Here is a 12029-nt window from a genome sequence, read left to right as displayed (position 1 = left end):
ATTTACCACAGGTACCTTGTTTTGTTTTGTGTTACCTGAAATAACGAAAATTTTACGTGGCGTCGTTTATGGCCAGGCTATTTTTTCAGAGATTCTCCAGATAGTTTTTTGATACCAGATGTCAGCTAACAGACTTTTCCGGAAGCTGGTTTTCAAGGTTTGATCTGCTTCGCTTAGACGCTTGCAGGAGCTGCGCACGCTGTGAGGTCTTACCTGATTTCAACAATCAGCAACTAACAATCTGCAATTAAATTATTCTAATGGAAATGTCCCTCCGGAGCTTTCTGCTGGTGCTGCTGCTTAGCGGCTCAAGCCTTCTGCCTGGGCAATAAGCTCTGCGATGTCGAACACCTTTACCTTTTCTTCCTGTTCTTTGTTCTTTACGCCGTCTGTCATCATCACCATACAGAAGGGGCAGGCGGTGGCAATTACACTGTCGCCGGTACCCAGCACGGCCAAGGCTTCTTCGGTGCGCTCTATGTTCACGTCTTTTTTGCCGGGCTCCGGCTCTTTAAACATCTGGGCGCCACCGGCTCCACAGCATAAGCCATTGGCGCGGCTGCGCTTCATTTCTACCAGGTCGGCATCGAGGGCGGCGAGCACGTCGCGGGGAGCTTCGTAAATGTCGTTGGCGCGGCCCAGGTAGCAGGAGTCGTGGAACGTGATGCGGCGGCCCTGGAAGCTCTCGCCCTTCGCCACGCGCACCTTGCCCTCGTTTATGAGCTGCTGCAGGTACGTAGAGTGGTGAATGACTTCGTAGTTGCCGCCCAGGTCAGGGTATTCGTTTTTGAGCGTGTTGAAGCAGTGTGGGCAGGCCGTAACGATCTTCTTGATGTTGTACCCGTTCAGCACCTCGATGTTGGTGAGGGCCTGCATCTGGAACAGGAATTCGTTGCCGGCCCGTTTGGCAGGGTCGCCGGTGCAACTTTCTTCGGTGCCCAGTACCGCGTACTTAATGCCCACATGCTCCAGTATCTGCACAAAAGCACGGGTTACGCGCTTGTAGCGGTCGTCGAAAGCACCTGCGCAGCCTACCCAGAACAGAATCTCCGGCTCCTCGCCATTGGCAGCCATCTCGGCCATGGTAGGCACTTTTACTAGTCTTTTGTTTTCCATTTTTCTTGAGATGCTAGATACTAGATTTTAGATTCTAGACTCTTATTGTATCTAACTTTAACTTTCATACATTTTAATTGATATTTACCTCCTGCTCTTTTACACCCACTAGCCCTAAAGCCGCAAACAAGACGGTGAACTTACATTTAAAGTTATACTGTAACAGACTCAGACAAAAATCTAAATATCTAATATCTAGCGTCTATAATCTATTTAGGTACATACAGCTCTTCGGCCCAGTTAAAGCGGTCGGATGGGGAGAAGGCCCAGGGGGCGCCGTTGTTCTCGATGTTGGTGAACATGGCGTTGAGCGAGGCTGGTGCGGCAGACTCCTCCAGCACTAGGTAGCGGCGCAGGTCCATGATCGTGGACACCTGGTCTATGTTTACGGGGCACGACTCGGTGCAGGCGTTGCAGGTGGTACAGGCCCAAAGCTCTTCGGGTGTAATGTAGCCGCGCAGCAGAGTACGCTCCTCTTCAGTGGTTTTTACACGTTCTGTGCCGGCGTCTTTGCCGTATTTTGCCGGATCAAAAATTACCGGCGACTCGCCTTTCTCCTCCACCCGGTCACGGGTATCCATTATGATTTTGCGCGGCGAGAGGAGCTTGCCTGTAATGTTGGCCGGGCACACGGAGGTGCAGCGTCCGCACTCGGTGCAGGTGTAGGCATCCATGAGCTGCTTCCAGGTGAGGTCCTCCACATCTTTGGCCCCGAACCGTTGAACGATGGGGTTGCCGTCAGCATCTGTTTCAGGGGCTGGTGGCTGGTAGCTGGGGTCCAGCATAGCTTTTATTTCGTGCGTAATGGCCGGGTTGGTGGTGAACTTGCCTTTGGGTAGCAGCTTGGAGTAGTACACATTCGGGAAAGCCATGATGATGTGAAAGTGCTTGGAGCTGGGCAGGTAGTTCATAAAAGCCAGGATGCCAATGATATGGAACCACCAGCCTGCCCGCTCGATCACGTGCAGCGACTCAGGGTTACTTCCGAAGATATTCACAAACATTTGGCTGATCGGGTAGCTGCCTGCCACTTCGCCGCCTTCCAGCTGCACCAGCTTCAGGCCGGCTATGTTGAAGGTGAAGAGCGCCAGCATCAGCACAATTTCTATCACCAGAATCGTATTGGCATCCATCTTAGGCCATGCCCGCATCTCCACACCACTAGCCAGCCGGGGAACTTTGGTAACGTTGCGCCGCCACAGGAACATAACGCAGGCTACAATCACAAGCGCTGCCAGTATCTCATTGATGAACATAAGAGCACTGTAAAGCCCGCCCAGGAAACCAAAGGCCCGGTGCGTACCAAACACCCCGTCTATCAGAATTTCGATAACCTCGATGTTGATGACCAGGAACCCGACATACACGAATAGGTGCAGCACAGCCGGCAGCATGCGCTTGAACATTTTCTGCTGCCCAAACGCCACCAGCAAGGTCTTGTTGATCCGCTCGGAGGGATTATCGACTAGGTCGGTATCACGCCCCATCAGGATGTTTTTGCGGATCTTACGGATCTGCCATATAAACAGCCCTATGCCTAAGCCTGCAATAATAATGAAGATGATGCTCTCGATTTTAAACACGGCAAATTATTCGTTATGCATACTAAGTTAGAAATAAATATGACCCGATCTTTACAATAAACCGGCAACAGCCACTTTTTTAAAAATTTTTCAGCCGATTGTTTGCAACTTAAAAGTTCCTTGCTACTTTTGCATACCCTTACGGAAAAGGGTGACACAACAAGAGCTGGTGATGTAGCTCAGTTGGTAGAGCAAAGGACTGAAAATCCTTGTGTCGTTGGTTCGATTCCAATCATCACCACAGAGACCCTTGTCAGAAATGGCAAGGGTTTTTTGTTTTTAGGCCCTCTGCGCGCGCTACCGGGCTATTCTACCTCTTCAGACATCTTATACGAGACATTTTGCCATTGGCAATACCGAGGATAAATGCAGCTACTTTGCCCCATTCTAACGCAGCTGCTGTCTCGCTGGTTGTCTCAGGAAAAATGTTGCGCGGGCTGTTGCAGCAACTTATTATTAGGAACCAGAATTCCCGGCGCATAAGGGTTGCTTCGCCATCGCCTCCGTCTTTCCTGCCGGGCACAGGGTAAGGCCGTTTTAATGGCAAACGCAAACATCAACAGCAGAAAACACCTCCGGAGGACCTTTTTTATTCTGATAATTGAGGAGCAATACGCTAACAGCTTTCAGACTCGCTACAACAGCAGCGCATCTATGCGGTGGGCGTGCACCATGTTTTCGCAGGGCGACCAGGCGAAGATCGTAAAACGGCCGTCCTGTGAGGCTACCAGGGCCAGGGCATCCTGCTGGTCGTGCACAAACTGCGCCGCCGACAGATGGCGGGTGCCGCCGCTCAGCGTTGGGTTAACCACTACGGCTTCGCCACCCACAATGGGCTCGGTCATGACGATCTGCTGTACAGGCTCTTTGCCCTCCGGCCGGCCGATTTTAGCTCCGAAGGCAAGCAACTCGTAGGCATCGCTGATGATGGTAGCCCCATCTACCGCCGTTAGGCCTGCCACTCCGTCTATAGCACGGCGGAGGGTGTCGTACCAGGTAGCGCCATCACGGCTGTCTTTGTCCTGGCGGGTCAGGTCGGTGAGGGCAGAAAACGCAGGGGTTACCGAATAGCTGATCGGGTGCATAATGGACTTGCGCCAGGCCTCGGTGCCGGTCGGCACCACCAGCAAAGAACCTCCGCGCCCATGGCTCCGCATGGAGATGGCCAGCTGCACCAGCACGTTTACGGAATCGCTCCACGAGGCAGCCGACGACAGGTCGAGCAGCGAGGAGAGCAGGTTGGGGCAGTCGGGCAGGGTGGCGCTCTGCTCGTCTATCACTTTTACCTCCTCCCCTCGCAGCACCGCCACATTGGCAAACTTGCTGAACCCATCGAGGCGGCGGTGCTTTATAACCAGAAGTCCCGGCTCCACCACCTCCAGCACAAAACAAAGACTGGGAATATAGCGCGTGGCTCCCCAGAGGTGCAGCCTGCCCTCCGCGTGCCATACGCCCAGGTGGATACCAGGCCGCTCTACTGCCGGCGCCAGCTTTGTAAGAATATCAGGGGTAAGCGGAAAGGGCTTCTCGAACAGCAGCGGCTGGCCGGCTTGCTCAGGCGACAGGTAAGCCAGCGAAATTATAGGCGAAATACCTTCTTCGTGGCGGAGACTTGCCCAAAAGGCAGCATTGGCCAGCGCCTCTATCACGGCTGCCTCGGGGCCATGCGCCAACTCCCGCTCCTCCTGCTGCTGAGCTGCCCCAATGTGGTTGGCAAAGTGCTTCTCGATGGTTGCTGCCACTGTTCGGGCCGCCTGGTAGGTTATGTATTGCGCCATATGGTTTGTTTTGCTGCTTGCAGATGCGGGATCTCAGATACCATACTTTTTTCTGAACCAATAAGTTAGTTCAATATTAATTGATCATGCATGGTCTTCTCTCTCAGCGTCTTCAGATTTCCCGGACAACTATCTAACCATTAAACCAATTTAAGTAAACAATGCATCCGTACATTCACTAAATTCTTCTAATCAAAATGGCCCTCCAGAGGCATTTCAGGCCTCAGAACACAGGACACAGGATTTTCGTATCACGCGTAGCACGACATAAGGCTATTAATTAACTGTGTTTACTCCCTTAAGCTCCCGGTCTCCAAACCAACAATCGGCAACCTACAACCAAATTATTCTAATCAATACGCCCCTCCATAGGTGTCTGCTGCTGTTTTTATTCGGCGGACTTTACTAGGATGCACTTTACATACTACCTGTTCAGCCCACACGATGCGCATTTGTCGTTAATGAGTCTTAGCTATTTGCTCAGGTAAGCCGCCGCTGTCATTACCCGTTTAGTTTATAATAAAAATGGACGACTTGCTCTTCGTTTGCAGGATTGGTTGAGCGGTAAAAATCAATAGCATAGGCATCGACTTTGTCTGCCTGAACAAAAACTTCTTCAAATCCATTTTGCCGGCAGTAAGTATTGGTAAATTCTATTAACCTTTTGCCAATACCTTTTCTTTGATACTCCCGCAATACGGCAAGGTCGTAAATGTATGCCAGCGGTTTTTCAGAGTAATATTGCTCCAGTACATACACTGTCAGGCCGGCAACAATCTTGTTGTCGGCTTTTGCGATAATGGCCAAAAAATTGTCCTTCAGCAGGAGGTTCTGAAGGTGAGACAGGTTGGGCCGCTTGTAGCTTTCCATTTCAAAAACGTTCTCAAAAACTGAAATAAGCTGATTCAGTTCGTCCACGTTTCCGTGTTGTAATATCTGTATTTCTGTTTCCAACATGAGCTCCCCGTTTTACGATATGTTCTTCGTCAGTCTTCTATGGCTTCAATACCTTGCTCTTTCAGTTTAGCTAATTCGTTTTTCATTGCCTTAACTTGCTCTGCTGGGTGCCCTTGCCAAATAGTAATTTCGCCAACCACTTTAAACGGGTGTTTTGAGCGGTAAGACAAGGTCGGATTACCCGGGAATTTTTTATTCGTTAAATTGGGGTCATCTTCCATAGGGCCTGATGCCTCTACCAAAAATATTCTTTCGCGCCCCTCGCCCAGCGCAAGTTCTGCTCCCCAAATCGCAGCATCTAAAGTTGCTGTCAGGTAAATATAGTTGGCTTTGCGCTGTTGCCCATAGTTCGAGTTGACACCAATTTCAATATAGTCCCCGATTTTCAGGTCTGCCTTTGTTCCGTGGAAATAGGTCTGAACAAAAGGACTTTGAGCGTTCCTGTAATCACTTTCGATATGTCCCACTTTCTATATTATTTATGATGGTTGATTTGCCATATCTGCTAACACCTGCTTACAGGCAGTGTGCCCGCAGCTCCAGCAGGGCGGCTGAGTAGCCCAGGCGGTAAGCTTTGTTAAAGTGCATGCAGGCAGAGTCCTGCTGCTGCTGCACCATCTCTGTCTGCCCGAGCAGGTAAAACACGCGCCCGTTGCTCTGGTCTTTCTGCAGCACCTCCCGGTAGTCGGCCACCGAGGCCTGGTAATCGCCCAGTTTGTAGTACCCGAAACCACGATAGGTAAGGGCGGTCGCCCATTTTTCGCCACTGCTGCTATGGCTGAGAAAGGCGTTAAAATCCTTTATGGCGATTTCCGGCTCTTTCAGGTAGAACAGCCGCACCTCGCCCAGCTCCAGATGCGGGGCGTACAAGGTGCTGTCCATGTTCAGGGCCTGCAGCAGATCGGCCTCTGCCTGCCGGTAGTTCTCCAGCTTCAGGTGGCACTTGCCGCGCATATAAAATGTCTCGGCCTTTACGTCTTCCTGAAAAAGAATGGCGCTGTTGATGTCCCGCACCGCTGCCCGGTAGTTCTCGTACACGTTCATCTCCAGGCTGGCCCGGGTCAGGTAGGCGTCTGCGTGCTTGGGCAGGAAATGGATGGCATCGGTAAGGAGGCTGTGGGCGCTGCTGTACTTCCCGCCTTCTATGTAGCTCAGGGCTGTTTTGTACTTGTCTTCGCCTGTTACGTGGTCCATCACCACTTTCAGCAGCAGGCTGAAGAGCAGGATGCAGGCCGTGAACGTGATGGTGATGTAAAGGTCTTTTCTGGAGAAGCGCCTGCTGTGCGCCGGCCTGTTATGATAATGCCGCTCCGACACAGAGGCGGGCGGCCTGGTATAATGGTAGCGGGGGTTGTAATACGGGTGTTGCCGCTGCGCCATTCGCTCCCGATCGCGCTGGTACTGCAGCTTCTGGTCGTACCGGGCACGCCTGGTGGGGTTAGAGAGGGTCTGGTAAGCCGCACTGATCAATTTAAAACGCTCTTCGGCCTGTGCATCGCCCGGGTTCTTGTCTGGGTGGTACAGCACAGCGAGCCGTTTATAGGCCAGTTTGATTTCCTGGGCCGTGGCAACGGGACTCACCTCTAAAACCGTATATAAATTGAAATCCAATGAAGTATGTCTAGAAAAGTTTAATCTTAAATTTAATATATTCGGTCAATATAGCGCAAAATCCGTACTACAATCAAACTGACTAAAGTTTACGGAAAATTTTTAAATCTAATCGCGTATACTGATACAGCATCAAAAACAGCCTGACACTATGATTGATAAAGACAACGGCACTCGAGAAAAAAATCCGAACCTCATCGAAAACTTAATGGGCTATATCGATACCAGGATCGATATAATCAAGCTTGAGATACAGGAAAAGCTAAAAGCGTCTTTTGTAGGCTTACTACACGCCGTTCTATTAGGTTTTGCCGCCTTTATGAGCCTTATTTTTGTGAACATCTTTATAGGGCTCCTGCTCAACCACCTGCTCAACAGCTCGTTCTGGGGCTTTGGCATCGTAGCGCTTTTTTACATCATCATACTGGTAGTGCTCGTAATTGGCCTCGACAAGAAAGTGTTCACGAGCTTAGCCGACAAGACCTTTGACAATACCATTTACAAAACTGATAAAAGAGAAAATTCAATATGAGCGAATCAAGCAATCCATTGTTTAAAAGTGAGCGGGAGCTTTTGGAGCGGCAGAAAGAAGAGTACAAAAATGCCCTGATGGGAGATGTAGATCATCTGAAAACACAGTCGCAGGAGATTGGCAGGAAAGTAGCGCTGGCCGGCGGCGTGCTGGTGGCCGGGCTCCTGCTGAGACGCATCTTCGGCGGCGCTAAAAAAAAAACTAAGAAACTGAAGACCGGCTATGCAGAGCCATATGCTGCCTACAGCGCCACTCCGGCAGCTGGTGTTGCAGGCCCCGGCACCATGCCCCCTGCCGGCGAAGCTGATGTATATAGTATGCCTTCTGCACAAATGCTGCAAGTGCAGCCACAGACCCCACCAAGCACTGGCATGGCCAAATCTTTTCTAAACTCAGAGCTGGTGCAGGTTATCACCCAGCAGCTGGCAGCCCTGCTCATGGTTTATATCTCTAAAAAGGTGGAAGAATACTTAAGTAGTGTCTCTGAAAATAACGATATTGCGGCTAAACCCATTGAGGTGACTGAGATCGAAACTACTGAGTATATTTATCCGGAAAAGGATGCCCTTTGAGAAACTTCAGAAAGCAAAAATAAACACATCGGGGAGAAAGCACTTTGCAGTGCTTCTCGACCCTGATAACCTGGACGAATCATCCTGCCTGCACCTGCTGGCTTTAAGCGAGGCCAACCAGGTAGACTACTTCTTTATGGGTGGCAGCCTGGTTACTACCCAGAACCAGGCCTCGCTTATCAGGCTGATAAAGGAGAACAGCTCCATACCGGTTATACTTTTCCCCAGCAACAGCCTCCACATAGATCAACAGGCCGATGGCATTCTGCTGCTATCGCTTATCTCGGGCCGCAACCCCGATTTCCTGATCGGCCAGCATATTCTGTCGGCCCCCATTCTTAAAGCCAGCCAGCTACAGATTTACCCCACCGGCTATATGCTCGTAGACACGGGCCGCCAAACCACCGCCTCCTACATGAGTGGCACCACCCCGCTCCCCTACGACAAGCCTGCCATTGCGGCCTGCACGGCCATGGCCGGCGAGATGCTGGGCCTGCAGTACATTTATTTAGACGGTGGCAGCGGTGCCCAGCAACCAGTCAGCGCTGCCATGATAGCAGCCGTGCGCGAGGCAGTAGATATTCCGGTGATTGTGGGTGGCGGCATTAACACGACCGAAAAGGCACATGCCGCCCTGGCAGCCGGTGCCGATGTGCTGGTGGTAGGAAACTACATAGAAAAAAACCCCGGCTTTTTGGCCGAGGTTTCTGAAGTTGTCGCTTCTTATAACAAAGTCGCCTTAAACGCTCATAGCTGATTCGCGACGACGCATCTTACCGGCTGGGATACCGAACATCATTTTAAAGCGACGGCAGAAATAGGCGGTGTCTTTGTAGCCTACATCCTTACCAATCTCCCGGATGCTCTTCTTGGTAGTACGCAGCAGGAACACGGCACGCTCCATACGCTGGTACTCGATATAATCCTGCGGATTGATACCTGTCAGCATTTTGAAGTATTGCCCTACGTAGTCTTCCGAAACGTTTGCTACGTTAGAAAGCACCTTGTTGGAAAGATCTCCTCCCAGGTTCTCTTTAATGTAGTTGAACAGATCGATCAGGCGCGGATCTTTGAAGTACGTGCTGTTTGTTGCCAGCTGCTCCACAAACATCTTGTTGCGCAGAATATGACGGATGATCTCTACTACAATGTTCTCGGTGTAGATGTTGATCAGCCTCTCTTTTCCAGGCAGGTCCTGCATGTTCTCTTCCACCACCTTGATGACCAGGTTGGCCAGCTTGTTGTTGTTGGAGATCAGGAAAGCAGGAACGTCTAAGGAAGCAAAGAAGTTAACGGAATCAAATACCTTCGCTTCAAAGCTTACGTAGCTGTGGCTCTCTTCGGCATCACCGATCAGGTCCAGATCGTTATTACTCTTAAAGAATTTCTCTCTGTTGGTAATCAGGTCGTCGTTAGAGATCGTACGTCCGTCTGTAGAACCATACGTTACTCTTGTGCTACGGCCTCCCGGAATAAACAGCAGTTCCCCTTCTTCTACCATTTGCTCTTCGTTACCGAAAAAGATACTTCCTTTATGAAGTAATATTAAATTGTTGCCGACATCGTAGGCGTTGCGGACCGTAAAAGGCTGCTGCAACACCAGATTCTTAGCTTTAATAAATCGCACCCCAAGCGATTCAATAATTTTATTGTAATCTTCCATGTGTGTTACCAACTAACTTTAATACTATAAACCCTTATATTATGGGGTAAAGCTAAGATTTATCTTTATAAAATTCAAAACAATTTTTATTATTTTTAAAAAATAATTTTAAATTCAGGAAACACTATTTATGCGTTAAATATAGCGAAAACGATGTTTTGACGTTATATCTATTTTAGCAATTCTCTCGAAATTACTATTTTCTGAATCTCAGAGGTCCCTTCGTAAATTTGTGTAATTTTAGCATCCCGCATCAGCCGCTCCACATGGTATTCTTTTACGAAACCATACCCGCCGTGCACCTGCACTGCCTCTACTGTGGTTTCCATAGCCACCTTAGAGGCAAAGAGCTTTGCCATGGCCCCGGACGTGCTGTAATCCTGTTGCGTATCTTTATGGAAAGCCGCCTTCAGGCATAACAGGCGAGCGGCCTCAATGTTTGTGGCCATGTCTGCCAGCTTAAACTGTATGGCCTGGTGCCGCGCAATTTCCACCCCAAACGCCTTCCTCTCCTTGGAGTACTTCAGGGCCAACTCATAGGCTCCCGAGGCAATGCCCAAGGCCTGCGCCGCTATGCCAATGCGCCCGCCAGCCAGTGTAGACATGGCAAACTTAAACCCAAAGCCATCGTCGCCTATCCGGTTTTCCTTTGGCACCTTCACATCCGTAAACATAAGCGAGTGCGTGTCGGAGCCGCGAATACCCAGCTTGTTCTCTTTTTTTCCTACTACAAAGCCCTCCACATCCCGCTCCACAATAAAGGCATTGATGCCATGATGCTTTTTCTCGGGGTGGGTTTGTGCCATGACCAGGTACACCGAAGCGGTGCTGCCGTTGGTGATCCAGTTCTTGGTGCCGTTCAAGAGATAATGATCGTCCATTTCTATGGCCGTGGTGTGCTGCGAGGTGGCATCGGAGCCTGCCTCCGGCTCCGACAGGCAAAATGCCCCGATGATCTCGCCGGTCGCCAAGCGCGGCAGGTACTTCTGCTTCTGCTCCTCTGTGCCATACTTTTCAAGGCCCCAACACACCAGCGAGTTGTTTACCGACATCACGACTGAGGCCGAGGCGTCGATTTTAGAGATCTCCTCCATGGCTAGCACATACGAGATCGTGTCCATGCCACCACCACCGTACCTCGGGTCTACCATCATCCCCAGAAAACCCAACTCCCCCATTTTGCGGATTTGCTCAGCCGGGAACTTCTGGTGTTCATCGCGCTCAATAACACCGGGCAGCAACTCCGATTGCGCAAACTCACGAGCAACAGCCTGTACGGCCAAGTGCTCTTCTGTTAATTGAAAGTCCATACCTGTGTAACTAGTTAACTATCATTAATTCGTTTTCGAGAGTAATATCCTACAACAGCATACACTTGATCTGCGCCATTTGTTATGCAAGCCGAGTAATTAAAGTTAAAAAATTATACGCTTGCATACGCAATTACAGCCTAGTGTTTTTTACGACTGCACAAAAAAAGCGCCTTCTGCTCGGGGCAGAAGACGCTTAAACTTAAAGCTAAGACTGAATTCAGTTACTCGCGCCGGCCAAGCAGCAACGAGGCGTAGTAAAGCAGCGTTGCCAGCGAACCCAGGGCAGCTACCACGTAGGTCATGGCGGCCCACTTCAGCGCGTCTTTCGACATGGCGTACTCCTGCTTAGTCACGATGTTGTTGGTCCCGATCCAGGCAAGCGCCCGCTTACTGGCATCAAACTCCACTGGCAGCGTAACAAAACTGAAAAGCGTGGTGAGGGCGAAAAGGCCCACCCCAATGGCCAGCGGAATAGGGGTTGTCTGCAGCATGAAGATACCGATCAGAATGATCCACTGCATGTAGCGTGAGGCAATGCTCAGGGCAGGCACCATAGCGGAACGAAATTTCAGGAAGCTGTAGGCTTTGGCGTGCTGCACTGCGTGGCCACATTCGTGCGCCGATACAGCGGCGGCGGCGGCGCTGCGCGCCTCGTACACATACTCGCTCAGGTTCACGGTTTTGTCGGCAGGGTTGTAGTGGTCCGTTAGCCGGCCGGCCACTGATATAACGCGCACATCGGTAATGCCATGGTCGGCCAGCATCATCTCAGCGATCTCACGGCCGGTGTAACCAGACTGCAACGGAATTTCAGAGTACTTCTTAAACTTGCTCTTTAAACGCCAGCTAACCCACATACTGGCCAGCATAAAGACGATTACGATCACATATATTCCCATAACTT

At 50.5% G+C, this 12029-nt stretch carries 12 protein-coding genes and 1 tRNA gene; 4 read left to right on the top strand and 9 right to left on the bottom strand.

Annotation, left to right across the window (positions count from 1 at the left end; genetic code table 11):
* Positions 1-300: 300 nt before the first annotated feature.
* Together FJM74_RS11800 and FJM74_RS11795 are read right to left on the bottom strand one after the other, a co-directional pair.
* A complete protein-coding gene (locus tag FJM74_RS11800; RefSeq protein ID WP_187262910.1) occupies positions 301-1083 on the bottom strand; it encodes a (Fe-S)-binding protein in 783 nt (260 codons plus the stop codon).
* Positions 1084-1325: 242 nt separating this feature from the next.
* Positions 1326-2699, bottom strand: coding sequence for a 4Fe-4S dicluster domain-containing protein (locus FJM74_RS11795; protein WP_187262811.1), 1374 nt, complete (start codon positions 2697-2699; stop codon positions 1326-1328).
* 168 nt (positions 2700-2867) lie between these two features.
* Between FJM74_RS11795 and FJM74_RS11790 the strand changes: the two genes are divergently transcribed.
* Positions 2868-2940, top strand: a tRNA-Phe gene (locus tag FJM74_RS11790).
* Between the two features lie 394 nt (positions 2941-3334).
* Here FJM74_RS11790 and FJM74_RS11785 read toward each other — a convergent pair.
* The 4 genes from FJM74_RS11785 to FJM74_RS11770 all read right to left on the bottom strand — a co-directional run bounded on the left by FJM74_RS11785 (position 3335) and on the right by FJM74_RS11770 (position 7045).
* Positions 3335-4477 carry a putative sensor domain DACNV-containing protein gene (locus FJM74_RS11785; protein ID WP_187262810.1) on the bottom strand — a complete coding sequence of 381 codons (1143 nt, stop codon included), beginning with the start codon at positions 4475-4477 and terminating at the stop codon, positions 3335-3337.
* 501 nt (positions 4478-4978) lie between these two features.
* Complete coding sequence (locus FJM74_RS11780; RefSeq protein WP_187262809.1) at positions 4979-5434, bottom strand: GNAT family N-acetyltransferase; 456 nt, start codon at positions 5432-5434, stop codon at positions 4979-4981.
* Positions 5435-5463: 29 nt separating this feature from the next.
* Positions 5464-5901, bottom strand: a complete 438-nt coding sequence (gene arr / locus FJM74_RS11775) for an NAD(+)--rifampin ADP-ribosyltransferase (protein WP_187262808.1) — start codon at positions 5899-5901, stop codon at positions 5464-5466.
* A 49-nt stretch (positions 5902-5950) separates the two neighbouring features.
* Positions 5951-7045, bottom strand: coding sequence for a J domain-containing protein (locus tag FJM74_RS11770; RefSeq protein WP_187262807.1), 1095 nt, complete (start codon positions 7043-7045; stop codon positions 5951-5953).
* 151 nt (positions 7046-7196) lie between these two features.
* Here FJM74_RS11770 and FJM74_RS11765 point away from each other — a divergent pair, with 151 nt between their 5' ends.
* From FJM74_RS11765 to FJM74_RS11755, 3 genes are read left to right on the top strand one after another with little or no spacing between them, the layout of a single operon-like run.
* Entirely contained in the window at positions 7197-7577 is a 381-nt protein-coding gene (locus FJM74_RS11765; protein WP_187262806.1) for a phage holin family protein, read from the top strand.
* Positions 7574-8149, top strand: coding sequence for a hypothetical protein (locus FJM74_RS11760; protein ID WP_187262805.1), 576 nt, complete (start codon positions 7574-7576; stop codon positions 8147-8149). The genes FJM74_RS11765 and FJM74_RS11760 overlap by 4 nt, the downstream gene beginning before the upstream one ends.
* Entirely contained in the window at positions 8139-8906 is a 768-nt protein-coding gene (locus FJM74_RS11755) for a geranylgeranylglyceryl/heptaprenylglyceryl phosphate synthase (protein ID WP_187262804.1), read from the top strand. The genes FJM74_RS11760 and FJM74_RS11755 overlap by 11 nt, the downstream gene beginning before the upstream one ends.
* Here the strand turns inward: FJM74_RS11755 and FJM74_RS11750 are convergent.
* The 3 genes from FJM74_RS11750 to FJM74_RS11740 all read right to left on the bottom strand — a co-directional run bounded on the left by FJM74_RS11750 (position 8889) and on the right by FJM74_RS11740 (position 12024).
* Complete coding sequence (locus FJM74_RS11750) at positions 8889-9812, bottom strand: AraC family transcriptional regulator (protein WP_147923157.1); 924 nt, start codon at positions 9810-9812, stop codon at positions 8889-8891. The two genes, FJM74_RS11755 and FJM74_RS11750, sit on opposite strands and share 18 nt — an antisense overlap.
* Positions 9813-9982: 170 nt before the next feature.
* On the bottom strand, positions 9983-11122 hold the full coding sequence (locus FJM74_RS11745) for an acyl-CoA dehydrogenase (protein WP_187262803.1): 1140 nt from the start codon (positions 11120-11122) through the stop codon (positions 9983-9985).
* A 224-nt stretch (positions 11123-11346) separates the two neighbouring features.
* Positions 11347-12024 (bottom strand): zinc metallopeptidase, encoded by a 678-nt coding sequence (locus FJM74_RS11740; RefSeq protein ID WP_187262802.1) that lies wholly within the window; start codon positions 12022-12024, stop codon positions 11347-11349.
* Positions 12025-12029: the final 5 nt, after the last annotated feature.

Origin of the sequence: Pontibacter beigongshangensis (assembly GCF_014332515.1) — a bacterium.
GTDB lineage: Bacteria > Bacteroidota > Bacteroidia > Cytophagales > Hymenobacteraceae > Pontibacter > Pontibacter beigongshangensis.
This window is presented reverse-complemented; position numbering and strand designations above follow the sequence as displayed.

Excerpts from the sequence above, each read along its gene's own strand:
- FJM74_RS11800 (WP_187262910.1), bottom strand. The coding sequence starts at position 1,083 with ATGGCCGAGATGGCTGCCAATGGCGAGGAGCCGGAGATTCTGTTCTGG.
- FJM74_RS11785 (WP_187262810.1), bottom strand. The coding sequence starts at position 4,477 with ATGGCGCAATACATAACCTACCAGGCGGCCCGAACAGTGGCAGCAACC.
- FJM74_RS11780 (WP_187262809.1), bottom strand. The coding sequence starts at position 5,434 with ATGTTGGAAACAGAAATACAGATATTACAACACGGAAACGTGGACGAA.
- FJM74_RS11765 (WP_187262806.1), top strand. The coding sequence starts at position 7,197 with ATGATTGATAAAGACAACGGCACTCGAGAAAAAAATCCGAACCTCATC.
- FJM74_RS11760 (WP_187262805.1), top strand. The coding sequence starts at position 7,574 with ATGAGCGAATCAAGCAATCCATTGTTTAAAAGTGAGCGGGAGCTTTTG.
- FJM74_RS11755 (WP_187262804.1), top strand. The coding sequence starts at position 8,139 with ATGCCCTTTGAGAAACTTCAGAAAGCAAAAATAAACACATCGGGGAGA.
- FJM74_RS11750 (WP_147923157.1), bottom strand. The coding sequence starts at position 9,812 with ATGGAAGATTACAATAAAATTATTGAATCGCTTGGGGTGCGATTTATT.
- FJM74_RS11745 (WP_187262803.1), bottom strand. The coding sequence starts at position 11,122 with ATGGACTTTCAATTAACAGAAGAGCACTTGGCCGTACAGGCTGTTGCT.
- FJM74_RS11740 (WP_187262802.1), bottom strand. The coding sequence starts at position 12,024 with ATGGGAATATATGTGATCGTAATCGTCTTTATGCTGGCCAGTATGTGG.